This is a genomic window from Halovibrio sp. HP20-59, from assembly GCF_033052795.2.
Classification (GTDB): domain Bacteria; phylum Pseudomonadota; class Gammaproteobacteria; order Pseudomonadales; family Halomonadaceae; genus Vreelandella.
Genome location: NZ_JAWJUW020000008.1, coordinates 24526 through 48404, shown reverse-complemented (window position 1 = coordinate 48404; position 23879 = coordinate 24526). Strand labels below are relative to the sequence as shown.

Below are 23879 nucleotides of genomic sequence, written 5' to 3'. Positions count from 1 at the left end.
TTAAATGAGCATTTATTGCACAAAAGCTTAATTAATGAGCTACGCTTTTTTTAAAGACCCACGTTAATGCAACCGCTTTAATCGCCCTGGCGTTTCTTCTCAGGCGCGATGGATAGCGTGATCATTCAATAGGGAAAGGTATGGCTGAGACTGTCAATGACTTGCTAGTCCGCTATTGGGCGACAGGATTTTTTGTGGTCGCCGCCTTGGCGCTATGCGCCCTAATGGTAGGCATTTCCAGCCTGCTGGGCGGTCGCAGCCAAGGGGTCAATAGAGACCTTCCCTTTGAATCAGGCATTGTCGGCACGGGTGATGCCCGCCAGCGTTTTTCCGTCAAGTTTTACCTGGTTGCTATGTTATTCGTGATTTTTGATATTGAGGCCGTGTTCCTGTTTTCCTGGGCTGTTGTCATTGAAGACACGGGCTGGACAGGGTTTTGGGGCGCGGCCGTTTTTGTTTTCATTCTGCTGACAGGCCTGTTGTACGACAGCCGAACCGGTGCCCTGGACTGGGCGCCGGGCTCATCTGGAGGTGAAAAATGAGCTATACCCTGACCAGGGCCGATCAACCCGCCGAAAGCAGCCGCCGTTACCCTACCCAGAAAGGGGAGCCGTCAGAGGACCCGGTGAAGCGCCAACTCGAACGCAATGTGTACACCGGAAAGCTCAGCGAGGTACTCAATTCCGCCGTCAACTGGGGGCGTAAAAACTCGCTGTGGCCGTACAATTTTGGCTTGTCCTGCTGCTATGTGGAAATGACCACCGCGTTTACCGCGCCTCATGATATTTCCCGCTTCGGTGCAGAAGTTATTCGGGCCTCGCCGCGGCAAGCGGATTTCATGGTCATTGCGGGCACCTGTTTCATCAAAATGGCACCGGTCATCCAGCAGCTCTACGATCAGATGCTGGAACCTAAATGGGTTATTTCCATGGGCTCCTGCGCCAACTCAGGCGGCATGTACGATATCTATTCGGTGGTGCAAGGCGTCGACAAATTCCTACCTGTGGATGTCTACGTACCCGGTTGCCCGCCCCGGCCAGAAGCTTTCCTCCAGGGCTTGCAGTTGCTGCAGGACTCGATCCAAGAGGAGCGTCGGCCGCTTTCCTGGGTGGTCGGGGACCAAGGTGTTTATAAAGCCGATATGCCTTCCCAGCGGGAAAAACATCGCGATCAACGGATTCAAGCCACGGAATTGAGAACACCGGACAAACTCTGACGGCGTTCTCCGTCGTTTCACCACCGATGGCCAGGAGATGAACCACGACCATGACTATGGATACCGGTAGCCTCTCAGACAACTCCGATGATCACTTGCTCAAAGCCCTGAAACAAACGTTTGGCGACCAAGTGCTTTACGAGCAAAGCACCTATACCGGTATGCCGGTGCTCTGGGTGACACGGGACGTATTGACCAAGCTGCTGGATTATCTGAAGAACCTGACCGCACCCTATGATCTGCTCTACGACCTTTCTGCCATCGACGAACGGCTGCGAACGCATCGCCAAGGGTTACCGCCGGCTGATTTCACGGTGTTTTACCAGTTGCTGTCGGTTACCCGCAACGCAGACATCATGCTTAAAGTGGCGCTCTCAGCCGATGACCTGAGCGTGCCCACTGCGGTTAAGGTTTTCCCGGCGGCTAACTGGTACGAGCGGGAAGTTTGGGACATGTTCGGCATCAGTTTTGCCGGTCATCCGCACCTGACACGGATCCTCATGCCACCAACCTGGACCGGCCACCCACTGCGTAAGGACTACCCTGCCAGGGCGACTGAGTTCGACCCCTACACCCTGACGGTTGAAGGTCAGGAGACCGAGCAGGAAGCCATGCGCTTCGACCCGGAAGCCTGGGGTATGCAGCGGGAGCGAAACGGCGCCGAGTTCATGTTCCTCAACCTGGGGCCCAACCATCCTTCGGCCCACGGTGCCTTTCGCGTTGTGCTGCAACTGGATGGCGAAGAAGTCGTCGACTGCGTACCGGATATCGGTTACCACCACCGCGGCGCTGAAAAAATGGCCGAGCGCCAGTCTTGGCACAGCTTCATTCCCTACACGGATCGCATCGACTACACCGGCGGGGTGATGAACAACCTGCCTTACGTGCTGGCGGTTGAAAAGCTAGCGGGCATTGAGGTGCCGGACCGGGTAAAAGTGATCCGGGTGATGATGGCGGAAATGTTCCGTATCACCAGTCACCTGCTGTTTTTGGGCACTTACCTGCAAGACCTGGGCGCCATGTCGCCGGTGTTTTACACCTTCAGCGACCGGCAGCGCGGTTATCACGTCATTGAAGGCATTACCGGCTTTCGCATGCACCCGGCTTGGTACCGCATTGGTGGCGTGATGCAGGACTTGCCCCAGGGTTGGGAGAAGCTGGTACAAGGCTTTCTCGACTGGATGCCCCCACGGCTAAAAGAGTACGAGCGGGCCATGATGGAAAACGCCATCGTGCGCGACCGCACTCGCCACGTAGCAGCCTTCAATACCACCGAGGCGCTGGAATGGGGAGTGACCGGGCCCAACCTGAGGGCCACCGGCTGCGACTTCGACCTGCGCAAGCAGCGGCCTTATTCGGGCTATGAACAGTTCGACTTCGAGGTGCCACTCGGCCACAACGGCGATGTGTTCGACCGAGGACAGCTACGCATTGATGAAATGCGCCAGAGCCTGCGCATCATCCAGCAGTGCGTCAATAACATGCCCGCCGGCGACTACAAGGCGGATCACCCGCTGACCACGCCCCCGCCCCGGGAGCGCATGCTGGAGCACATCGAGACCTTGATTACCCACTTCCTGCAGGTGTCCTGGGGGCCGGTACTCAAGCCGCAGGAATCCCTGCAAATGGTAGAGGCCACCAAGGGTATTAACAGCTACTACCTGACCAGTGACGGCAACACCATGAGCTACCGCACCCGCATCCGTACACCGAGCTTCCCGCACTTGCAGCAGATACCCTCGGTGATGCGCGGCGGCTTTGTGCCAGACCTGATCGCCCACCTGGGCAGTATCGACTTCGTGATGGCAGACGTGGACCGCTGATGATGGCAACGACACCGCAAACCAACAGGATTATCGACAGCGATGGCTTCGAACTGCACGCCGAGGACGAAGCCGCGATGCGCCAGGAAATGGCCCATTACGAGCAGCCCCAAGCCGCCTGCATCGACGCTCTGAAGATTGTCCAGCGCCGCCACGGCTGGGTGCCCGATAAAGCCATCGGCGCGATTGCCCGGGTGCTTGGCATTGGCCCTGGGGAGGTGGAAGGCGTCGCCACCTTCTACAGCCTGATTTTTCGCCAGCCAGTGGGGCGCCATATCGTGTTGGTCTGCGACAGCAGCGCCTGCTTTTTGAGCGGGTTTGACGAGCTCAGGCAGGCCCTGGTGAACCAGCTGGGAATTGATTATGGCCAGACCACCGAAGACGACCGTTTCACCCTGCTGCCGGTGTGCTGCCTGGGGGCCTGCGACGGCGCCCCAGCGCTAATGATCGACGACGATACTTACGGGCCGGTCACGGCAGACGACCTGCCCGCCCTGCTGGAGAATTACCCATGAGCCAGCCCATTGCCAACCAACCCATTGCTAACCAGAGAAGTTCAGTGCGCTATCGCAGCCGCCTACTGCAGCCAGAGGCGGAGCGCCACGCCGACACGCACCCCCTAACCTGGCGGCTGCGCGACGACGGCGAGGCAGTCTGGTTTGAGGAATACCTGGAAAAAGACGGCTACCAGTCGGTGCGCAAGGCACTCGCCGACGGTGATCCCCAGACCATCATCGCCACCATGAAGGAGGCCAATGTGCGAGGCCGCGGCGGCGCCGGCTTTTCCGCCGGGCTCAAGTGGAGCCTAACCCTGCAGGGGGATGACATGCCCCGGGGCTACCTGATCTGCAACGCCGATGAGATGGAACCCGGCACCTTCAAAGACCGGTTGCTACTCGAACAGCAACCCCACCTGTTGATCGAGGGCATGATCCTGGGTGCCTACGCCAACAACAGCCGTTATGGCTACATCTTCCTGCGGGGCGAATACGTTGAGGCCGCCAGGGTACTCAAACGCGCCATCGGCGAAGCCAGGGAAGCGGGCTGGTTGGGTGCCGATATCAACGGCAGCGGTTTCGACTTTGATATTGCCGTCCATACGGGGGCGGGGCGCTATATCTGCGGTGAAGAAACCGCCCTGCTCAACGCCCTGGAAGGCAAGCGTGCCAACCCCCGGACCAAGCCGCCGTTTCCCGGTCAATCGGGCGCCTGGGGCAAACCCTCGGTCGTCAACAATGTGGAAACCTTATGCAACGCGCCAGGGGTCATCTTAAACGGCGCCGACTGGTATCAAGGCCTTTCCGGTGAGCGCACCGACGACGGCGGCACCAAGCTCTACGGCGTTTCGGGCCTGGTGGAAAAACCCGGCCTGTGGGAGCTGCCTATCGGCACCACGGGTGCTGAGCTACTCGACCGAGCCGGTGGCATGCGCGATAAACACCGGCTCAAGGCTTGGCTTCCCGGCGGCGCCAGTACCGGCTTTTTGTTGCCGGAGCATCTAGCGCTGCCACTGGATTTCGACACCGTCGGCAAGGAAGGCAGCCGCTTGGGCACCGGCCTGATAACGGTGGTGCCACAAGCGCAAAGCATGGTGACGCTGATGCGTAACCTGGAGGAATTCTTTGCCCGGGAATCCTGCGGCTGGTGCACGCCTTGCCGGGACGGCCTGCCCTGGACTGTCAAGCTGTTACTGGCTTTGGAGCATGGTGAAGGCGAGCCCGGCGACATTGAGCTACTCGACAAACTGGCCGCGGACTGCGGCCCCAGCCTGACCTTTTGTGCCCATGCCCCGGGTGCCGCCATGCCGTTACAGACGGCGCTGAAACACTTCCGGCACGAATTTGAACAGGGGATTAGCCAACGCCGTAGCGAAACTCACGAGGGCTCGCTTCCAGTGGGGTCAACATGAGCAGCACGGCGATTACTTGCACGACTATTACCAGTAAGAACAGGAACCAACGGGACTAGCCATGGCCATCATTCATGTAGACGGACAAGCGTACGAGGTGAACGGGGCGCATAACCTGCTTCAGGCCTGCCTGTCCCTGGGCCTAGATATTCCCTACTTCTGCTGGCACCCCGCGATGGGCAGTGTCGGGGCTTGCCGCCAGTGCGCTGTGCGCCAGTATAAAGACGAAGATGACGATCAGGGCATGCTGGTCATGTCCTGCATGACGCCGGCGAAGGATAACACCCGGATTGATATCGAAGACGAGGAGGCGCGTGCATTTCGGGCCAGCGTCGTGGAGTGGTTAATGATTAATCACCCCCATGACTGCCCGGTGTGCGAAGAAGGCGGCCACTGCCATCTGCAGGACATGACTGTCATGACCGGCCACGACCGCCGCCGCTATCGTTTTGCCAAGCGTACCCGCCGCAACCAGCACCTGGGGCCGTTTATCGGTCATGAGATGAACCGGTGCATCACCTGCTACCGCTGCGTGCGCTTTTATAACGACTACGCCGGCGGCACCGACTTGGGCGCTTTTGGCAGCAAGGACAACGTTTATTTCGGCCGTTATGAAGAAGGCACCCTGGAGAGCCCCTTCGCCGGGAATCTCACCGAGGTGTGCCCTACCGGGGTATTCGTCGACAAGAGCCATTCTGAACACTACACGCGCAAGTGGGACCTGCAGTTCGCACCCAGCATCTGCCACCAGTGTTCCATGGGCTGCAACATCAGCCCCGGCGAACGCTATGGCAGCCTCCGCCGTATCGAGAACCGCTACCACGGCGACGTAAATGGCTACTTTCTCTGCGACCGTGGCCGGTTTGGTTACGGCTACGTCAATCGCAGCGACCGGCCCAAGGTGCCGGAGTGGCGAGCGCAGCCCGACCAGCCCCCCACCTCACTAGAGGTGGATACCGCCCTGGCGCATATCACCGATGCGTTACGTTATGCCCGGCGGGTGATCGGCATTGGCTCCCCACGGGCAAGCCTGGAGAGCAACCATCAGCTGCGCGAGCTGGTGGGGGGAGACAATTTTTCCACCGGCATTGAGGCCCGCGAACAGGCCTGCCTGGAACGCATGAATGACCTCCAGCGTACGACCGGCCTGACCACTCCCACGCCTCGCGAAATCGAGCGCCACGACGCCGTCCTGATATTGGGGGAGGACCCCGTACAAAGCGCTGGACGCCTGGGGCTGAACCTGCGCCAGGCGGCGCTGGCACGGCGGGAGGCGATGGGCGAGAAGATTGATGTACCAGCCTGGAACGCAGAGGCGCTGAAAACCCTGGGGCAGGATCTTTATCACCCGCTGTTTATCGCCTGGCCCGCCCCCACCGAGCTCGATGATGTGGCCGAGGCTCGCCATGCCCTGGGCCCGGAGGGGATTGCCCAGCTCGGTGTTGCCGTCGCCCATGCAATCGACCCAGCGGCCCCGGCGGTGGAAAGCGCGCCAGCCGGTGTTGAAGAGGCCGCTAAGCGTATAGCGGCGGCGCTGATGGCAGCGGAACGGCCACTGGTGGTCAGTGGTGGCACTTTGGCTTCCGAAGCGATCCTTGAGGCGGCCGGCAATATTGCCAAGGCGCTTGCCAAGCGCGCCAAACAGGCTGGCCTGGTGCTGATCCGCCGCGAGGCCAACAGCACCGGGCTTGCCCTGATGGGCGGCCAACCCCTTGATTGGGCGCTGGACGAACTGAACCAGGGCAACGCCGATGCGCTGGTGGTGCTGGAAAATGACCTCTACCAGCGCTTGCCTGAAAAGCAGGTGGATGCAGCGCTGGCACGAGTGGATACCTGCATCGTGGTGGACCATCAGCGAACGCAAACCACCGACAAGGCAAGCGTCCTATTGCCCGCCGCCAGTTTTGCCGAGACAAGCGGCACCCTGGTTAATCTTGAAGGGCGCGCCCAGCGTTTTTTCCAGGTGTACGAGCCCGCCTACCTGCGCCCCGAAGCACGGATTCACGCAAGCTGGCACTGGTTGCATAGCCTGGCCGTCAGCCTCCACGGAGAAAGCCCCAGCGAGATCCATCTGGATCAGGCCACGCAGGCCTGTGCCGAGGCTTACCCAAGCCTAGCTGGCATGGCGCAGGCAGCCCCCGGGGCTGATTATCGTATAGCGGGCCTGCCGCTGGCACGGGAGCCTCACCGCTACAGCGGGCGCACCGCCATGCGCGCCCACCTCAATGTCAATGAACCGCGCCCTCCCCAAGACCCGGATACGCCCTTTGCGCACTCGATGGAAGGGTATAGCGGGTTCGACCGGCCACGCCAGCAGGTACCTTTTGCCTGGGCGCCGGGCTGGAACTCACCGCAGGCCTGGAACAAGTTCACCGACGAGGTAGGCGGACACCTGCGTGGCGGCGACCCCGGGGTACGCCTGATTCATCCAGCGCCTGACCAGGGCCACTATCACCCGCCGGTGCAAAGCGCTGGGGACGCCAATGCCCTGCGGGCGCTGATTTTGCCGCGCCTGTTCGGTGGTGAAGAAACCTCCTCTTTGGCGCCGCCTATCCAGCAGCGAACAACACAGCCCAGCGTCATCCTCAGCGCTCATGATGCCCAACGCCTAGCGCTAAAGACCGGCGACACAGTGAACATCGGTGAAGGGGCAACGCTGCCGGTCTTTGAGCAGCCAGACTGGCCCAGCGGCTGGGTGGGCCTGCCCGCCGGGCTGATGGCGGGAGTACTGCAAGGAGAATCCATCACCCTGCACAAATCTGCGGGAGGTCAGGCATGAGCTGGTGGACACCTCAGGTAACCGCAATTTTCTGGGGCATGTTCCAGGCCCTGGTCATTCTGCTAGGGGTGGTGCTGCTGGGCGCCGTCTTGACCGTGGTGGAGCGCCGCTTTCTGGGGCTTTGGCAGGACCGTTACGGCCCCAACCGGGTAGGGCCATTCGGCACGCTTCAGCTGGTGGCCGACATGCTGAAAATCTTCTTCAAGGAAGACTGGATTCCCCCCTTTGCCAGCCGTGGCCTATTCCTGCTGGCGCCCATTCTGGCCTTCGCTTCACTGCTGCTGAGTTTTCTGATTATTCCCATCACCCCTGGCTGGGGCGTTGCCGATATGCATATCGGGCTGCTGTTTTTCTTCGCCCTGGCAGGCATCAATGTGTATTCGGTCTTACTGGGGGGCTGGGCCAGTGGCAATAAGTACGCCCTGCTCGGGGCATTAAGGGCCTCGGCGCAAACCTTGTCCTATGAAGTTTTCATGGGGCTTTCGTTGATGGGCGTGGTGGCCATGGCCGGCTCCTTCAACATGCGCGACATCGTCGCCGCCCAGGAAAACCTCTGGTTCATCATTCCCCAGTTTTTTGGCTTTATCACCTTTCTTTTCGCGGGCGTTGCCGTTACTCACCGGCACCCCTTTGATCAGCCGGAGGCGGAGCAGGAGCTGGCGGATGGCTACCATATAGAATATTCCGGCATGAAGTTCGGCATGTTTTTTATCGGCGAATACGTGGGCATGGTGCTGGTCTCGGCGCTGATCGTCACGCTGTTTTTCGGCGGCTGGCACGGCCCCTTGTTGCCACCGTTTGTGTGGTTTGCCCTCAAGACCAGCGGCTTTCTGTTGCTGTTCATGCTGCTGCGCGCGGCACTGCCGCGCCCCCGGTATGACCGGGTAATGAGCTTTGGCTGGAAAGTCTGCCTACCGCTAACCCTCATCAACTTACTGGCCACCGGAGCGGTAATGCTCTGGGTAGGCGCCTAGGGAGACATGATGGATAGAAACAAGCATCCGATCATCGACACCGCATACCGGCTGGTGCCCGCCACCGGCTCACTGTTACGCACGCTTGGCACGGTGTTCATGCACGGCTTTCGCAAGCGGGAGACAGTCAGCTACCCGGAAGAGTCGGTCTACCTGCCGCCCCGATACCGGGGCCGAATCATACTTACCCGCGACCCGGACGGCGAAGAACGCTGCGTGGCGTGCAACCTGTGCGCGGTAGCCTGTCCGGTGGACTGCATCTCCCTGCAGAAGGGGGAAATGGACGACGGCCGCTGGTACCCGGAGTGGTTCCGCATCAACTTTTCCCGCTGCATTTACTGCGGCATGTGTGAAGAGGCCTGCCCCACCTCCGCCATCCAACTAACACCGGATTTCGAGATGGGCGAATACGACCGCCAGCAGTTGGTGTACGAGAAGGAAGACTTGCTGATCAACGGCCCCGGCAAGGACCACGACTACCATTTCTACAAGGTGGCCGGCATGGCCATTGGGGGTAAAGACAAAGGCCAGGCAAAGGACGAGGAGGCGCCGGAAGATGTTCGTACCCTGCTCCCCTAACCGAACAAGGAGGCACTGATGGAACTGGCTTTCTATCTCAGCAGCCTGGTGGCGGTGCTGGCCACCGTGGGCGTGATCACCGGCACCAGCCCGGTGCATTCGGTGGTCTATTTGATTGTCTCGCTGATCGCCGTGGCGCTGGTGTTCTTCGCCCTGGGGGCGCCGTTTGCCGGCGCCCTGGAGATTATCATCTACGCCGGGGCGATCATGGTGCTGTTCGTGTTCGTGGTCATGATGCTTAACCTGCGCGGGGATGAAGAACGCGCGCCCCAGTGGCGGCAACCGCTCTACTGGGTAGGGCCATCCCTGCTGGCCTTAGCGTTACTCGCGGTACTGGTGGTGCTCATCGCATCGGGAGAGGTCGATATGACCATTGACGGCGAGCTCATCACCGCCCGGGGTATCGGCCTGACGCTGTTCGGCCCCTGGCTCATGGTGGTGGAACTGTCCGCCCTTCTGCTGCTGGCCGCACTGGTGACGGCCTCTCACGTGGGGCGGCGCAACGACCCAGGGCACACCACCCCAGCGTCGCGGCAAGCCCCTGACCGTGGAGATACGCCATGAACGGGATCCCGATGGAGCATGGCCTGATGCTGGCCGCCATTCTGTTCGCCCTAGGGCTGGCAGGACTGATGCTTCGGCGCAGCATGCTGTTTATTCTCATGAGCCTGGAAATCATGCTCAACGCCGCCGGGCTGGCGTTTATCGTGGGCAGTACCGCCTGGAATCAACCGGATGGGCAGGCCATGTTCCTGCTGGTGATTACGCTCGCGGCCGCTGAAGCCAGCGTGGGGTTGGCGTTGATGATACAGCTCTACCAACGTTTCCATTCACTCAAGCTCGATAACGTCAGCAGGATGCGTGGATGATGACAGCAGCGACCATACTCTCGTTCCTATTGCCACTGGCGGGCACGGTGATGCTGGCTTTTTCCGGTGAGCGGCTGGGCCCACGCGGTAGCACGTTCATTGGCGTGGGCAGCGTCGGGCTGGCCGCCCTGGCGACCGCCTGGGCGCTGCTGGCGTATTCGGGCGCAAGCCAAGGCGTCACCCTCTGGACATGGGTTGCGGTAGGCGATTTTCAGCCCACCATGGGGCTCACGGTGGACCGCCTGTCACTATTGATGATGGCGGTAATCACCGGCGTGGGTTTTCTGATCCACTTGTTTGCCGCCTGGTACATGGCTGGCGAGGCGGGGATCACCCGCTTCTATGCCTGGATGAACCTATTTGTGTTCAGCATGCTGACCCTGGTGCTGGCGGATAACCTCCTGCTGCTGTTTCTGGGTTGGGAGGGCGTCGGCCTGTGCAGCTACGGGCTGATCGGCTATTACTATCAGCATGAAGCCAATAACTGGGCGGCCTTCAAAGCGTTTATCGTCACGCGTATCGGCGATGTTTTTCTCGCCCTGGGAATGTTTTTAATCTTCGTCGAACTCGGCACCCTGGATATCGGGCAGGTGTTGGAGCAGGCGCCACGCGTCTGGGCCGAGGGCAGCACGACGGCCAATATTGCGGCGCTGCTGATTCTCGGCGGTGCACTGGGCAAGTCGGCGCAGGTGCCGTTACATACCTGGCTGCCGGATGCCATGGCCGGCCCCACGCCGGTCTCGGCGCTCATCCACGCGGCCACCATGGTCACCGCCGGGGTCTACCTGATTGCCCGCCTGAACGGGCTGTTTCTGCTGGCACCGGACGTGCTGCTGCTGGTCGGCGTTATCGGGGCGGTGTCGCTGCTGCTGGCGGCGTTTGCTGCCTTGGCCCAAACCGACATCAAACGCGTGCTGGCTTACTCAACGATGAGCCAGATCGGCTACATGTTTGTCGCCTTGGGGGTTGGGGCCTTTGATGCGGCTATTTTCCACCTGACGACGCACGCTTTCTTCAAGGCGCTACTGTTTCTCTCCGCCGGGTCGGTGATCATTAGCTGCCACCATGAACAGGAGATGGACAAACTGGGCGGGCTTTGGCGGAAGCTGCCGGTGGCCTATGCGGGCTTTATCGTCGGCGGCGCGGCGCTGGTGGCCCTACCGCTGATATCTGCAGGCTTCTTCAGTAAGGATGAGATTTTGTGGCAGGCCATGGCCGCCGACCAGACCGGTTTGCTGATCGCCGGTTTGTTGGGCGCGGTGCTGACCGGCCTGTATACGGTGCGGCTGATCCTGGGCACCTTTCATGGTGAACCGGGCAGCGACCACGCACGCCACCCCGAGCCTGGCAGAAACCCCTTCACCCACCACCTGCCCCTCATCGTCCTTGCAGTGCTGTCCACCTTCCTCGGTGCCTGGCTCTACCCTGGGCTTGGCGAGCTATTCCCGGCAGCACCGGGCGAGACTAGCGACACCAGCCATACCCTGCTGCAGGTATTGGCGACAGGCGCGGTCATCGCCGGGCTGGCCCTGGCTGGCTGGCTGTTCGTGATGCGTCGGCAATGGCTTCACAGCATCGCTGGCAAGGGCGCTGGCGCACGCTGCTGGGCGCTGTTGAACCGCGCCTGGGGCTTTGATGCATTGTTCAAATGGGGGCTGGTTCGGCCCTGGCAGTGGCTGGTGCGTGGGCTGCGTTTTGACTTCATCAACCGAGGCATGAACCTGTTGGCGCTGATCGCGCGCGCTGGCAACGCCGGCCTGGTGCGCACTCAGAACGGCCGCGTGCGAACCTATGCCTGCGTGATGGTGTTAGGGGTCACGGTCATCCTGATCAGCCTGGTGCTGACGAGTGGAGGAGGCAGATGATACTACTCTGGCTGATTTTGATTCCCTTCTTCGGCAGCCTGCTGTGCTGGCAAGCAGAGCGATGGAACCAACAGGCACCGCGCTGGATTGCCCTGGGCACCATGCTATTGGTGCTGGTCACCAGCCTGGTGCTTTGGGTAGGCGGGGATTTCAGCCCGCCAGGCGTTAGCGAAAGCCCCTGGCTACTAGAGTGGCGAGTGCCGTGGATTCCGCGTTTTGGTATTGAGATTCACCTGGCCATGGACGGCTTATCGCTGATTTTAGTGGCGTTGGCGGGTTTGCTGGGCGCCTTGGCGGTACTTTGCTCCTGGAACGAGATTGTTCAGCGGGTGGGTTTTTTCCACCTGAATCTGCTGTTTATCATGAGTGGCGTCGTGGGTGTCTTCCTAGCCCTGGACCTGTTCCTGTTTTTCCTGTTCTGGGAAGCAATGCTAGTGCCCATGTATTTTCTGATTGCCCTGTGGGGGCACAGCGGCTCTCCTGGGCAAACCCGCATCCGCGCCGCCACCCGTTTCTTTATCTATACCCAGGCCAGCGGCCTACTGATGCTGGTGGCCATCCTAGCGTTGGTGTTCGTCAATTATTCCAACACCGGTGTCATGACCTTCAGCTATAACGCCCTGCTGGATGCCGATGTGCCCGACGGTTTGGCCTTCTGGTTGATGCTGGGGTTTTTTATTGCCTTTGCGGTGAAGCTGCCCGTGGTGCCTTTGCATGGCTGGCTGCCCGATGCGCATGCCCAGGCGCCTACCGCGGGCAGCGTGGATCTCGCGGGCATTTTGCTGAAAACTGCTGCCTACGGCATCCTGCGCTTTGCGATTCCCCTGTTTCCAGAGCAGTCGCAAGCCTTTGCGCCGGTGGCCATGACCCTGGGGCTGGTGGGTATTTTTTACGGCGCGATTCTCGCCTGCGGCCAGCAGGACATCAAACGGTTGATTGCTTACACCAGCATCTCCCACATGGGCTTCGTACTGATTGCGCTTTACTCCGGGTCGGAGCTGGCGATGCAAGGCGCCATCGTGATCATGGTGGCGCACGCCTTTTCGAGCGCCGGTCTGTTCATTCTCAGCGGCCAGCTCTACGAGCGCGTCAAGACCCGGGACATGCGTCAGATGGGCGGCTTATGGGGGCGGATACCCACGCTGCCTGGATTCACTATGTTCTTTGTCGCAGCGTCCCTGGGCATGCCGGCCACGGCCAATTTCATCGGTGAGTTTATGGTGCTGTTTGGCACGTTCCCAAGCGCCCCGGTGGTGGTCGTCATCGCCAGCGGCGGGCTGGTGCTGGCCGCTATTTATTCACTGTTGCTGATGCAACGGGTACATTTTGGGCGTGAAACTTCCCAGGGTCAGCTGGCAGGTCCCGATGCCCGCGAATACGCCATGATGCTGCTGTTGCTCGGCCTGACCCTGGCCGTAGGCCTTAACCCACAACCTCTGCTGGATACCACGTCCTCCATGGTCCAGCCGGTGGCGGCACTATTTTCCGATAGCGCAGGCTTAGCCGTCCAGGCAGAGGAGGTAGATTAATGCTGACACTGACGGATCTCATCGGGCTGCTACCGCTGGTCATCGTTGCCGCGACGGCCATCTTGGTCATGCTCGGCATCGCTTGGCAGCGTCATCACAACGGTACGGCGGCGCTGACCGTCGGCGGCCTGGTCTTGGCACTAATGAGCCTGCCGCTGGCGTCAAACGCCGCCGCTTCGCCCCCGCTGATGACGCTGGACGGCATTGCGCTCATGGGCAGCGTGTTGGTGCTTGCCAGCGCCCTGGCCATTGCCGCCATGAGCCCTCATTACTTGGCAAGCTACACGGGGCCGCAAGAAGAGTTTTACCTGTTATTACTGTGTGCGGTGACCGGTGCGCTGGGCCTGGTGGCCAGCAGCCATATGGCCATGCTGTTCATCAGCTTGGAGTTACTCTCAATGCCACTGTACGGCATGGTGGCTTACCGTTTTCGGACAGAACGCTCGCTGGAGGCGGGTATCAAGTACCTGGTCTTGTCTGCGGCGGCCACCGCCTTTTTACTGTTCGGCATGGCATTGCTCTATGCCCGCACCGGCCAGCTGGAATTCGGCGCGTTTACCGCAGGGCTTACCTCAGCGTTTACCTCAGGGCTTAGTGGCGGCCCAGACCCGTGGATCCTCGGCGGTGCCGTGCTGATCGTTGTCGGTTTGGGCTTTAAGCTTTCCATCATGCCCTTCCATCTCTGGACACCGGATGTGTACCAGGGCGGGATAGCACCGGCGACTCTGGTGCTGGCGACGATCAGCAAGCTGGCGGTATTTCTGGTGCTGCTGCGCTTGATGATGGCGGTACCCGCCGTTGAGAGTGAGTGGCTCAGAAATCTGGTTAGCCTGCTGGCATTCATCAGCATGTTGGGGGGCAATTTGCTGGCGCTCTTTCAGCTCAACCTGAAACGGCTGCTAGGCTATTCCTCCATCGCGCATCTTGGCTACCTGCTGATCGCCATTGCGGTGGAAGGCCCGCTGTCGGTCGAAACCAGCGGTGTTTACCTGTTCACTTATGTCGTTGCCACCCTCGGCGCGTTTGGCGTGATCATGCACGTGTCCTGTTCTCCCCATGGCGAGGACGCCGCCGAGCTGCACCATTACCGGGGACTGTTTTGGCGCAGCCCCTGGCTGGCGGCGGTAATGACGCTCAGCCTGCTCTCGCTGGCGGGCATTCCCCTGACCGCTGGCTTCATCGGCAAGTTCTACATCATCGCTCTGGGCGTAGCGGACAGCCGTTGGTGGCTGGTGGGCGGCGTGGTTGCCGGAAGCGCTATCGGTCTGTTTTATTACCTGCGGGTAATGGTCACGCTGTATTTACCCGAACCCGGCAGCCAACCGCGTGATAGCCTTGAAGGCAAGCAAAAACGGGTAGGCGAATTGACGCTCATGGTGATTGCCGTTCTCATACTGCTGCTGGGTATTTACCCGGTGCCAATGATTGACTGGTTAGCGGCATTGGCGAGGGCGGCTTGACTGCCTAACATTTAAACCGCCTAAAACGTGCAGGGCAATGGAACATCGTCGCTTGGTTAACGACTCACCCTTACACTTCCTTACCAGTAACACACTGCTTTTAATAATGAGGGAAAGAGTCCATGACACGTATTCTTCATCGCGGTATCGGCGGGAAACTGCCTCGTGCTGCGTCGGCACAGGGTGTCTATATAACGGACACCACGGGGCGTCGCTATCTGGATGGGTCGGGAGGCGCAGCGGTCACCAGCGTCGGGCACGCCCACCCGGAAGTGCTGGCGGCGATGCGCGCGCAGATCGATAGCCTCTGTTACGCCCACACCTCATTCTTCACTACCGATGCTGCCGAGGAGCTTGCCGAAAAGCTTGTGGCTTTAGCCCCCGCTGGGCTGGATTATGTCTACTTGGTGTCGGGGGGATCAGAAGCCGTTGAAGCGGCGCTTAAAATGGCCCGGCAGTACTTTGTCGAGATTAATCAGCCCCAACGGCGGCACATCATTGCCAGACGCCAGAGCTACCACGGCAATACCATCGGGGCGCTTGCCACCGGTGGCAATGCCATGCGGCGCCAGCAGTTTCAGCCCATCCTGCCAGAAACCCACCATGTATCGCCCTGCTATGCGTATCGCGACAAGGCCACCTATGAGACGCCCGAGACCTACGCGGCCCGGCTTGCCGAGGAGCTTGAGGCAAAGATTCTGGAACTTGGCCCTGAAGACGTCATGGCCTTCGTTGCCGAGCCCGTCGTCGGCGCCACCTTAGGGGCGGTTGCCTCGGAGGCGGATTACTTCAAGCGCGTGCGTGGCATTTGCGATAAATACGGCGTACTGCTGATTCTCGACGAAGTGATGTGCGGCATGGGAAGAACCGGCACCGTCTTCGCCTGCGAACAAGATGGGATAACGCCGGATATCGTTACGATCGCCAAGGGTTTGGGCGGCGGCTATCAGCCTATCGGCGCGGTGATGCTGTCGGCCAACATCTACGCCAGTTTCGCCAATGGATCTGGGCTGTTTCAGCATGGCCATACCTATCTTGGCCACCCAGTGGCCGCCGCGGCCGCCAACAAAGTGGTTGAGATCATTGCACGGCCAGAGACGCTGGCAAACGTTAACGCCATGGGAGCCAGACTGCAGAGCGGCCTTGAAACGGCACTCGGCGCATCGCCCCATGTGGGCGATATTCGTGGAAGAGGCTTGTTTCGCGGCATTGAGCTGGTGGCGGACAGAGAGAGCAAAACGCCTTTCGATCCGGCTCGCAAGCTTCACGCCAAGATCAAGCGGCAAGCCATGGCGCGAGGCCTGATCAGCTACCCGATGGGCGGCACCATCGATGGTATTAACGGTGACCACATCTTGCTGGCGCCACCCTATATCATTGAGCCTGACGAAGTAGACCTGATCGTTGAACGCATTGCCGAGGCCATAGACGCCGCCATCGCAGAGTGATCGCACACTCAACAACGATCTGAATTACGACCCGAATAACTATGTGAAAGGAGACCACCCATGCCCTCTTCTCCCTGCCCGCCTATTGCCGACGCCGACTGGCCTGAGGAGATCACCGATTTACGCGAGGGCTTTGCTGGCGCACTCAACGTTTATCGCACCATGGCCCATCACCCGGCCCTGCTCGAAGCGTGGGCACCTTTGCGCCAACACGTTGTTAAGGAGAATGCGTTAGGCCCGGAACTGACCGAAGTGGTGATTTTACGTGCGGGTTTGCGTATGGGCTCTGCCTACGAGTGGGCCCATCATGTTAGTCGTGCACTCGCCCTGGGATTCTCCGCACACCGGGTTAATGCGATTCGCGGTATGCCCGAAGGCGTTGACGGCCTTATCGTCAACGCCGTGGATGCGTTATTCGATGAGCGCAGGCTGGCCCAGGAGCAGGAAGCAGAACTGGCGGAAGCGATCGGGCGCAAGGCGGTAATCGACCTGATCGCCATGGTGGGTTTCTATTCGGTGCTGGGCTATCTACTCAACACCTACGACACACCGATTGACGATGCTATTGAGCAAGAAGCGCGACAACAGCCGGCGCTGTTTTCGCTAATCCCGCGTTAAACCGCTAATCCGGATCTGCTAATAAGCGAATTACGCCAGTTGCTTGACCAACACCTTCGATTTACGGGCGTGATTGTAGGTTTCGCGTTTCAACGGCGGTAGGTCTTCCAGGCTGGCAGCGCGGAAGCCGCGCTCTACAAACCAGTGGGCGGTGTGGGTGGTGAGCACGAACATTTCCTGAAGCCCACGCTGGCGGGCGCGGCGCTCCAAGGCTTCCACCAAACGCTCGCCGCGCTCGCCGCCACGGTAGTTGTCGTGTACCGCCACGCAGGCAAGCTCGGCAATGCTGGTGTCTGGGAAGACGTGTAGCGCGGCGCAGCCAATCACCATGCCGTCACGCTCGATCACCATATAGTCGTCAATCTCATACTCAAGGCGCTCGCGGGAGCGCGCCACAAGCATGCCGCGGCGCTCAAGCGGCTCCAGCAGTTCCAGCAGGCCCGCCACATCGTTGAGCGTGGCCGGGCGCAGTTGTTCGTAGCGGTGCTGGGTGATCATGGTACCTACACCGTCACGGGTGAACAGCTCGCCCAGCAGGGCATCGTGGTTGTGCCAGGACAACAGGTGCGTACGCGCCACCCCTTCCCGTGCGGCGGTGCAGGCAGCCTGCAAGTGGCGGGCTAACTCGCTACCTGGTACGGCGTGGGTTAAGCGCGGTTCGGCTTCCGCCGGTGATAGCTGGCGCAGCAGTGCGCCCTGTTCGTCTTCCAGCCCTTCGGATTCACCGAGCAGAATCAGCTTGTCGGCTTTTAGCGCCACGGCGGCGTGCTGGGCAACTTCGGAGGCGTCCAGGTCAAACACTTCGCCAGTGCTGGAAAAGCCCAGCGGTGGCAGTAGCACCAGCGAGCCTTTTTCCAGCAGGCCTTCAATGGCGCTGGCGCGCACCCGGCGCACTTCGCCGCTGTGATCAAAATCAACACCTTCGCGCACGCCTAGCGGCTTGGCAGTCACCAGGTTGCCAGAAATCACGCTTAGCTCCACCCCATGCAACGGCGTGCTGGGCAAGCCAAGGGAGAGCCGCGCTTCCAGCCACAAACGCTGGCGGGCGGCGACCTGTTCTACATGGGCCATCACCGCACGGTCGGCCACCCAGCGGCCCTCGATGCGCGTGGGCTCGACGCCCGCAGCGGTCAGCGCTTCATGCACCTGGGGACGAATGCCAAACACCACCACCAGGCGAACGCCCAAGGTATGCAGCAGGGCCAAGTCCTGAATCAGCTGCTCCCCGCGGCCAGACGCCATGGCTTCGCCTTCAATTAAGATGACAAAGGTTCGTCCCCGGTGGGCATTAATATAGGGGGAAGCGTTACGAAACCAATCAACAAAGGGGAAGCGCGTATCCAAGGGCCGCTCTCCGGCAGCAGGTGAAAGAAACAGTCTCAAAACAGTCTCAAAACAATCTCAAAAACAATCTCAAAAACAGACTCCGGTTACTTTACCAGAGCACGAAAAACAGCGGCACCTTCAAATGCCAATCTGCTCAATCTAATGCAGATAAACATGAAGATGCCGCTGTGATGGTATCGCTTAACGGTGTCTAAAAGCGTTCGAGCCTAAATTTAGCCGAACATGCCCTTGAACATAAAGAAGAACAGAATTGCGAGACCTGCCCCTGCGGGCAGCGTAATCAGCCAGGACGCCGCAATTGTGCCGATAACCCGCAGGTTCAATGCCGCCATGCCGCGCGCCAGCCCTACCCCAAGAATCGCGCCGACCAGAGTGTGGGTAGTAGAAATCGGCAGGCCAGTGCCCGAGGCCAACACCACCGTCGTGGCTGCCGCCAGGGTAGCGGCAAAGCCACGGCTGGGAGTCAATTCGGTAATCCCGGTGCCTACGGTCGCGATGACCTTATGACCGTAGGTGACCAGGCCCACCACGATACCGCCGCCGCCAAGTACCAGCACCCACCAAGGCACCAGTGCAGAGCTGCCAATTTCACCACCGGTTTGCACCACGCTGATCACTGCCGCCAGTGGGCCAACCGCATTCGCCACGTCGTTGGAGCCGTGGGCAAAGGCCATGGCGCAGGCGGTGAAGATCATCAACACGCCGAACACGCGCTCTACGTTGGCATAGCCGAAGTGGTCGTTAGCATTGTGCTCGAACTTGATACGCCGCTGCATGATCAGGCCGATGCCCATAATCACCAGACCCAGCAGAATCGACAGCAGCAGGCTCTGATTAAAGGTTAGATCGAGCCCTACGTGGGATAACCCTTTGGTCAGCGTGACCATCGAAACGATAAAGCCCACCAGAAACACATAGCCCGGCACATAGCGTTTGGCGGCCGTGAACGGGTTGGCATCCTCGAAAATCAAGTGGTGTACCGATTTAAACAGCACGAAACCGATGGTGCCTGCCAACAAGGGTGAGACCACCCAACTGGCGGCAATCTTGCCAACTGCACCCCAATCGACCATTGCGGGGCCTAGCCCGGCGACCGCAAAGCCCACAATCGCGCCGACAATCGAGTGCGTCGTGGAAACCGGCCAACCTTTCATGGAAGCCACTAGCAGCCATGTTCCCGCGGCCAGCAGTGCTGCCAGCATGCCGTATACCAGCAGCTGCGGGTCCTCCTGCAGTAGCTCAGGGTCGATAATACCTTTACGAATCGTATTGGTAACCTCGCCCCCGGCTAACCAGGCCCCTAGAAATTCAAAAACAACAGCGATCAAGATCGCTTGTTTGATGGTGATCGCTTTCGACCCCACCGAGGTGCCCATTGCATTGGCCACGTCGTTCGCGCCAACGCCCCAGGCCATAAAGAAGCCAAACAAACAGGCCAGAATAATGAAGATTTCACCGTACTGGGCAATAATCAGCATGTAAGTCCCCTTAGCGGGCAGTCAGAATCTGCAGACGGCTACCCACGCGCTCGGCGCGGTCGGATAGTTCGCCAACCCATTCAATGATCTTGTAGAGAAACATCACATCGACGGGGGGCAACTGGCTCTCAAGGGAGAACAGCTGACGACGAATAATCACCTGCTGGTCATCGGCTTGGTGTTCTAGGGTATGCAGTTCACGGATCATCTTCTGCATCACATCAGAGACGTTTTTACCAAAGCCGGACTCAAGTAGATCCTTGAGCTCTTCCAACGCTTGGCGTGCTTGTGCCACACAGGCAACGCTGGTTCGGATATAGTCACGCATGGGATCAGCCAGCTCATCCGGCACGCGCATTTTACGCCCCAGCATAATGCCGGTAATGTCGCGTACCTTATTGGCAATTTTGTCCTGTACGCTGATCAGGTCGAGCAGGTCAGAACGCGAGACCGGCAGGAACATGGTGTTGGGCAGGTTCAACCGCAGCTCGGTTTTCAGCGTATCGGCGTCATGTTCTAGATGGGTGACGTTTTCGCGCAGTTTTGCCGCGGTGTCCCAGTCATTGGCAAGGGTTGCTTCAAAAAACGGCAACAGCTGATCAGCACATTCATTCGTCTTGACGATATGCGCCAATAACGGCTGGAATGGCGAGCGGCCAAACATCGAAGAAAAAGGATTGGAGGTAACCATAATGCCTTTTAGCCTGTTTTCGGGGAGCCTGGAAATGGCGGCGCCAGTATAAAGAGTGCGTCCGCCGCCGTCATGAAAAGTTCACAAATGTCATCAAATATTCATCTAAATGTCACGATAACGAGGTGGCTAGCGTCATGAAAAGCCTAAACCCCATGGAAGTGGAACTTAAACTGGCCCTCGCCCCTACAGGGCCTGCGGCGCTTACTCAACACCCGCATCTCGCTGCACACCCCGAACATCAGCAATCGCTGACCAACACTTACTTTGATACCCCACAGGGCGATTTAGCCGAGGCACGCATTGCGCTACGCCTACGCCAGGTAGACAACCAAGTGCTACAAACGGTGAAAACCGCAGGCCAAGGCGGTGGTGGACTCTCACAACGCGAAGAGTGGGAATGGCAGGTGTCTAGCCCACAGCTGGATCTCGCTTCAATTGCAAAACTCCCTCCTTTCCAAGGCGAACTCAGCGGTGTGCTAGAGGCCCTCGCCCCCCAACTCAGCACCGATTTCACACGGCGTAGCTGGCAGCTAAAAGAGGGCGTACAAGGTCAGGAGAGTCATATCGAGTTGGTATTGGATGAGGGCGAAATTATTAGCGATGGCTACCGTACGCCGATTCGCGAGTTGGAACTGGAATTAAAGAGCGGCGAACCTGAAGCGTTATGGACGCTAGCTCTCATGCTTGCCGAACAGGTGCCGCTGCGCCCTTCGGACAGCAGTAAGGCGTCTCGCGGCAATGCACTGAGCAACCAGTATTGGCCGTTGCCCGAGGCTCATTCCCCTGCCGAGTGGCTGCACCGCGCTACGCTGGCGCTGGACGCCTACCACGACAGCCAACAAGCCAGTTTTCTAAGCGACGCCAAGCAGGCACTGGCCACCCTCGCCGACCATCCCGAACTGGATACCACCGCTCGCCGCTATGCCCAGGCACTTCCCGGCGCGCTCGATGAGTACGGCCAGCCCAATACGGCCTACGGTAAAGCGGCGTTAGCGCTCGCGCATCGTTTGGCGCACCAAACCGCGCTGCGCTAGCCATTGGATGCTCGTTTCAGGGCTGTATCGGGATTCATTTCAGCTAGACGACAATAGCGACGAGCCACGTAAAAAGACGCGCAAGAAGAACCGGCGGCTGACTAGCTTACGCCTAGCGCTAAGCCTGAAAAGGCGTGATATCGCCGCGCCCTTCACGGATGATTTTCGGCGGCAGTTCGCGCAGGTCGATGACGCTGGTGGGGTCTAAATGGCAGGCGCCGCCGTCGATAATGGCATCCAGGTGGGCGCCAAAACGCTCGCGGATCTCTTCCGGGTCGTTCATGGGCAGGTCATCGCCCACCGGAATCAGCGTGACGCTCATCAACGGCTCGCCTAATGCGGCCAGTAATGCGTGGGTAATACGATGATCCGGCACACGCACGCCAATCGAGCGACGCTTGGGATGCAGCAGTAAGCGCGGTACTTCTGAGGTGGCATCCAGAATATAGGTGTAAGGGCCGGGGGTATGGGCTTTCAGCAACCGAAATACATCGTTATCCACCTTGGCGTAGGTGCCAATTTCCGAGAGGTCGGAGCACACCAGGGTGAAGTTGTGTTTATCGTCCAGTGAACGTAGCCATTTAATCTTCTCGATGGCTTTCTTCTCACCCAGGTGGCAGCCAAGGGCATAGCCCGAATCTGTTGGATACGCGACCACACCGCCTTTACGAATGATCGCAATCGACTGATCGATGAGGCGCTTTTGGGGGTTTTCCGGGTGAATCTGAAAATATTGGCTCATTGGTAACTCCTATCCGTAGACACTGCGTATACAGCATAGCCGACTTGGCTTTTAACTGACCGGCTTCTGAAATGACCCGGCTGTGATTTAACCGACCGCCAGTAGGCCGGGTAACGCATCGCGCAGATGCACCAAACGAGGGTGCTGCCATATGGGGCGCGCCGCCGTGCGCGGCACTAGGCTCATGCTGCCGGGCGCCGCATGACTGCCAGGGAAGTGAAAATCGCTGCCCATGGAGGCGTATAGGTCGCGCTCCACTAGCTGACGCGCCAGATCACGGGTGCTATCCGGGTTTTGCTGGCCGCTGACCAGTTCAACCGCTTGGCCGCCCGCCGCCTGAAAAGTATCCATCAACAGGCCACGCTTGCGCCGGGTTAAGCCGTGGCGCAGTGGATGGGCAATCACGGCCACACCACCGGAATCGACGATCCAGCTCACGGCTTCGCTGATTTCCGGCCAGTGGGCTTTAACATCGCCCTTTTTACCGCTGCCTAAATAGCGCTTGAAGGCGCTGGCCCAGTCCGGCACCACGCCTTCTGCCACCAGCGCGCGGGCAAAGTCCGGGCGGCCTAGCGGGCGGTCGCTGCCTGCGTGCAGTCGGGCTTTTTCCAGCGCGTTGGATAAACCGACTTTTTCCAGTCTTTCGGCGATCACTACTGCACGCTGTATCCGCGCTTCACGCTGCTGAATCAGGCCCTCCACCATTGCCCCCTGTAAGCCGCCGGGCATCAGCGCCACCACATGGATATTGACGCCCTGCCAGCGTGTGGATAACTCACAGCCGGGGATAAGACACAGCCCTGCTTTCTCCGCTGCGTGGCCCGCTTCTTCAATGCCGTCCATGGTATCGTGATCGGTGAGCGACATGTGCGTCAGCCCGCGTTCGGCACACAGGGTTACCAGCTCGGTGGGCGTTAACGCACCATCGGAAGCGGTTGAGTGCATGTGCAAATCAACTGGGTAGCGCTGATCGGCATCAAAGGTATTAGGAAGTCGGGACATAAATGACGCCGTGTGGCCAGTTTGTCAGAATGCGCTTTTTCAGCTGTGAATAAAACGTTCGTAATGGTTAAGATATGGTGCGCGCTTATGCCATTGCGGTCAATTAACGGTCACTTTGCATCCTCGTCTTATCAAGGAGTTAACCCCAAATGCTGTATGCCATTATGAGTGAAGATGTACCCAATAGCTTAGAACGCCGCTTAGCGGCTCGACCCGACCATTTGGCGCGCCTGGAAGCGCTGCGCGATGAAGGCCGCGTGGTACTGGCCGGCCCTCACCCTGCCATTGATGCTGAAAATCCTGGTGATGCAGGCTTTTCCGGCAGCTTGGTAGTGGCGGAATTCGACAGCCTGGAAGATGCCCAGGCCTGGGCCGACGCCGACCCATACATGATTGCAGGTGTGTATGCCAAGGTAATTGTTAAGCCGTTCAAGAAAGTTATGCCTTGACGCCAATAGGCGAGTGTGGAGGGTCCGTCGGCTTTTTCACAGAGCCTGTGGAAAACTCTGTGCA

22 protein-coding genes are annotated in these 23879 nt (G+C 59.5%); 17 read left to right on the top strand and 5 right to left on the bottom strand.

Annotated elements, in window-relative coordinates; all coding sequences use genetic code 11:
- The first annotated feature begins 140 nt into the window (after window positions 1-140).
- From ndhC to RZA33_RS10920, 15 genes are all read left to right on the top strand, one after another.
- Window positions 141-542 carry an NADH-quinone oxidoreductase subunit A gene (gene ndhC, locus RZA33_RS10990; protein ID WP_317507757.1) on the top strand — a complete coding sequence of 134 codons (402 nt, stop codon included), beginning with the start codon at window positions 141-143 and terminating at the stop codon, window positions 540-542.
- On the top strand, window positions 539-1216 hold the full coding sequence (locus RZA33_RS10985) for an NADH-quinone oxidoreductase subunit B family protein (RefSeq protein ID WP_317507756.1): 678 nt from the start codon (window positions 539-541) through the stop codon (window positions 1214-1216). Before ndhC ends, RZA33_RS10985 begins: the two co-directional genes overlap by 4 nt.
- Before the next feature lie 50 nt (window positions 1217-1266).
- A complete protein-coding gene (nuoC, locus tag RZA33_RS10980) occupies window positions 1267-3039 on the top strand; it encodes an NADH-quinone oxidoreductase subunit C/D (RefSeq protein WP_317507755.1) in 1773 nt (590 codons plus the stop codon).
- Complete coding sequence (nuoE, locus tag RZA33_RS10975; protein ID WP_416337862.1) at window positions 3039-3554, top strand: NADH-quinone oxidoreductase subunit NuoE; 516 nt, start codon at window positions 3039-3041, stop codon at window positions 3552-3554. Before nuoC ends, nuoE begins: the two co-directional genes overlap by 1 nt.
- Window positions 3551-4948, top strand: a complete 1398-nt coding sequence (gene nuoF / locus RZA33_RS10970) for an NADH-quinone oxidoreductase subunit NuoF (RefSeq protein ID WP_317507754.1) — start codon at window positions 3551-3553, stop codon at window positions 4946-4948. The genes nuoE and nuoF overlap by 4 nt, the downstream gene beginning before the upstream one ends.
- Window positions 4949-5009: 61 nt before the next feature.
- Window positions 5010-7727, top strand: coding sequence for an NADH-quinone oxidoreductase subunit NuoG (gene nuoG, locus RZA33_RS10965; protein WP_317507753.1), 2718 nt, complete (start codon window positions 5010-5012; stop codon window positions 7725-7727).
- Window positions 7724-8701: an NADH-quinone oxidoreductase subunit NuoH gene (gene nuoH / locus RZA33_RS10960; protein WP_317507752.1), complete on the top strand. Its 978-nt coding sequence runs from the start codon at window positions 7724-7726 to the stop codon at window positions 8699-8701. Before nuoG ends, nuoH begins: the two co-directional genes overlap by 4 nt.
- A gap of 9 nt (window positions 8702-8710) precedes the next feature.
- A complete protein-coding gene (gene nuoI / locus RZA33_RS10955; protein WP_317507845.1) occupies window positions 8711-9280 on the top strand; it encodes an NADH-quinone oxidoreductase subunit NuoI in 570 nt (189 codons plus the stop codon).
- A gap of 18 nt (window positions 9281-9298) precedes the next feature.
- Window positions 9299-9844, top strand: coding sequence for an NADH-quinone oxidoreductase subunit J (nuoJ, locus tag RZA33_RS10950; RefSeq protein ID WP_317507751.1), 546 nt, complete (start codon window positions 9299-9301; stop codon window positions 9842-9844).
- Window positions 9841-10149 (top strand): NADH-quinone oxidoreductase subunit NuoK, encoded by a 309-nt coding sequence (gene nuoK, locus RZA33_RS10945; RefSeq protein ID WP_317507750.1) that lies wholly within the window; start codon window positions 9841-9843, stop codon window positions 10147-10149. Before nuoJ ends, nuoK begins: the two co-directional genes overlap by 4 nt.
- Complete coding sequence (gene nuoL, locus RZA33_RS10940) at window positions 10146-12014, top strand: NADH-quinone oxidoreductase subunit L (RefSeq protein WP_317507749.1); 1869 nt, start codon at window positions 10146-10148, stop codon at window positions 12012-12014. Before nuoK ends, nuoL begins: the two co-directional genes overlap by 4 nt.
- Entirely contained in the window at window positions 12011-13543 is a 1533-nt protein-coding gene (gene nuoM, locus RZA33_RS10935; RefSeq protein ID WP_317507748.1) for an NADH-quinone oxidoreductase subunit M, read from the top strand. The genes nuoL and nuoM overlap by 4 nt, the downstream gene beginning before the upstream one ends.
- On the top strand, window positions 13543-15003 hold the full coding sequence (gene nuoN / locus RZA33_RS10930; protein ID WP_317507747.1) for an NADH-quinone oxidoreductase subunit NuoN: 1461 nt from the start codon (window positions 13543-13545) through the stop codon (window positions 15001-15003). Before nuoM ends, nuoN begins: the two co-directional genes overlap by 1 nt.
- 122 nt (window positions 15004-15125) lie before the next feature.
- A complete protein-coding gene (locus RZA33_RS10925) occupies window positions 15126-16451 on the top strand; it encodes an aspartate aminotransferase family protein (protein WP_317507746.1) in 1326 nt (441 codons plus the stop codon).
- 60 nt (window positions 16452-16511) lie between these two features.
- Entirely contained in the window at window positions 16512-17069 is a 558-nt protein-coding gene (locus tag RZA33_RS10920) for a carboxymuconolactone decarboxylase family protein (RefSeq protein WP_317507745.1), read from the top strand.
- Window positions 17070-17099: 30 nt separating this feature from the next.
- On the opposite strand, the gene argA is transcribed toward RZA33_RS10920, so the two are convergent.
- The 3 genes from argA to RZA33_RS10905 all read right to left on the bottom strand — a co-directional run bounded on the left by argA (window position 17100) and on the right by RZA33_RS10905 (window position 20585).
- Window positions 17100-18413 carry an amino-acid N-acetyltransferase gene (argA, locus tag RZA33_RS10915; protein ID WP_317507744.1) on the bottom strand — a complete coding sequence of 438 codons (1314 nt, stop codon included), beginning with the start codon at window positions 18411-18413 and terminating at the stop codon, window positions 17100-17102.
- A gap of 215 nt (window positions 18414-18628) precedes the next feature.
- Window positions 18629-19894, bottom strand: coding sequence for an anion permease (locus RZA33_RS10910; RefSeq protein WP_317507743.1), 1266 nt, complete (start codon window positions 19892-19894; stop codon window positions 18629-18631).
- A gap of 10 nt (window positions 19895-19904) precedes the next feature.
- The gene (locus RZA33_RS10905) at window positions 19905-20585 is read right to left on the bottom strand and encodes a TIGR00153 family protein (protein WP_317507742.1); all 681 of its coding nucleotides are present in this window, start codon (window positions 20583-20585) and stop codon (window positions 19905-19907) included.
- Window positions 20586-20722: 137 nt separating this feature from the next.
- Here RZA33_RS10905 and RZA33_RS10900 point away from each other — a divergent pair, with 137 nt between their 5' ends.
- Window positions 20723-21622, top strand: a complete 900-nt coding sequence (locus tag RZA33_RS10900; protein ID WP_317507741.1) for a CYTH domain-containing protein — start codon at window positions 20723-20725, stop codon at window positions 21620-21622.
- 118 nt (window positions 21623-21740) lie between these two features.
- Here RZA33_RS10900 and RZA33_RS10895 read toward each other — a convergent pair whose 3' ends face one another.
- Both RZA33_RS10895 and RZA33_RS10890 read right to left on the bottom strand, forming a co-directional pair.
- Window positions 21741-22364 carry an L-threonylcarbamoyladenylate synthase gene (locus tag RZA33_RS10895; RefSeq protein ID WP_317507740.1) on the bottom strand — a complete coding sequence of 208 codons (624 nt, stop codon included), beginning with the start codon at window positions 22362-22364 and terminating at the stop codon, window positions 21741-21743.
- Window positions 22365-22451: 87 nt separating this feature from the next.
- Window positions 22452-23366 (bottom strand): PHP domain-containing protein, encoded by a 915-nt coding sequence (locus RZA33_RS10890; protein ID WP_317507739.1) that lies wholly within the window; start codon window positions 23364-23366, stop codon window positions 22452-22454.
- A 149-nt stretch (window positions 23367-23515) separates the two neighbouring features.
- Here RZA33_RS10890 and RZA33_RS10885 point away from each other — a divergent pair, with 149 nt between their 5' ends.
- On the top strand, window positions 23516-23815 hold the full coding sequence (locus RZA33_RS10885; RefSeq protein WP_088700669.1) for a YciI family protein: 300 nt from the start codon (window positions 23516-23518) through the stop codon (window positions 23813-23815).
- Window positions 23816-23879 lie beyond the last annotated feature (64 nt).

Bases quoted from the DNA above. Each gene is read 5' to 3' on its own strand.
- ndhC (WP_317507757.1), top strand. From the start codon at position 141: ATGGCTGAGACTGTCAATGACTTGCTAGTCCGCTATTGGGCGACAGGA.
- RZA33_RS10985 (WP_317507756.1), top strand. From the start codon at position 539: ATGAGCTATACCCTGACCAGGGCCGATCAACCCGCCGAAAGCAGCCGC.
- nuoC (WP_317507755.1), top strand. From the start codon at position 1,267: ATGACTATGGATACCGGTAGCCTCTCAGACAACTCCGATGATCACTTG.
- nuoE (WP_416337862.1), top strand. From the start codon at position 3,039: ATGATGGCAACGACACCGCAAACCAACAGGATTATCGACAGCGATGGC.
- nuoF (WP_317507754.1), top strand. From the start codon at position 3,551: ATGAGCCAGCCCATTGCCAACCAACCCATTGCTAACCAGAGAAGTTCA.
- nuoG (WP_317507753.1), top strand. From the start codon at position 5,010: ATGGCCATCATTCATGTAGACGGACAAGCGTACGAGGTGAACGGGGCG.
- nuoH (WP_317507752.1), top strand. From the start codon at position 7,724: ATGAGCTGGTGGACACCTCAGGTAACCGCAATTTTCTGGGGCATGTTC.
- nuoI (WP_317507845.1), top strand. From the start codon at position 8,711: ATGGATAGAAACAAGCATCCGATCATCGACACCGCATACCGGCTGGTG.
- nuoJ (WP_317507751.1), top strand. From the start codon at position 9,299: ATGGAACTGGCTTTCTATCTCAGCAGCCTGGTGGCGGTGCTGGCCACC.
- nuoK (WP_317507750.1), top strand. From the start codon at position 9,841: ATGAACGGGATCCCGATGGAGCATGGCCTGATGCTGGCCGCCATTCTG.
- nuoL (WP_317507749.1), top strand. From the start codon at position 10,146: ATGATGACAGCAGCGACCATACTCTCGTTCCTATTGCCACTGGCGGGC.
- nuoM (WP_317507748.1), top strand. From the start codon at position 12,011: ATGATACTACTCTGGCTGATTTTGATTCCCTTCTTCGGCAGCCTGCTG.
- nuoN (WP_317507747.1), top strand. From the start codon at position 13,543: ATGCTGACACTGACGGATCTCATCGGGCTGCTACCGCTGGTCATCGTT.
- RZA33_RS10925 (WP_317507746.1), top strand. From the start codon at position 15,126: ATGACACGTATTCTTCATCGCGGTATCGGCGGGAAACTGCCTCGTGCT.
- RZA33_RS10920 (WP_317507745.1), top strand. From the start codon at position 16,512: ATGCCCTCTTCTCCCTGCCCGCCTATTGCCGACGCCGACTGGCCTGAG.
- RZA33_RS10910 (WP_317507743.1), bottom strand. From the start codon at position 19,894: ATGCTGATTATTGCCCAGTACGGTGAAATCTTCATTATTCTGGCCTGT.
- RZA33_RS10905 (WP_317507742.1), bottom strand. From the start codon at position 20,585: ATGGTTACCTCCAATCCTTTTTCTTCGATGTTTGGCCGCTCGCCATTC.
- RZA33_RS10900 (WP_317507741.1), top strand. From the start codon at position 20,723: ATGAAAAGCCTAAACCCCATGGAAGTGGAACTTAAACTGGCCCTCGCC.
- RZA33_RS10895 (WP_317507740.1), bottom strand. From the start codon at position 22,364: ATGAGCCAATATTTTCAGATTCACCCGGAAAACCCCCAAAAGCGCCTC.
- RZA33_RS10890 (WP_317507739.1), bottom strand. From the start codon at position 23,366: ATGTCCCGACTTCCTAATACCTTTGATGCCGATCAGCGCTACCCAGTT.
- RZA33_RS10885 (WP_088700669.1), top strand. From the start codon at position 23,516: ATGCTGTATGCCATTATGAGTGAAGATGTACCCAATAGCTTAGAACGC.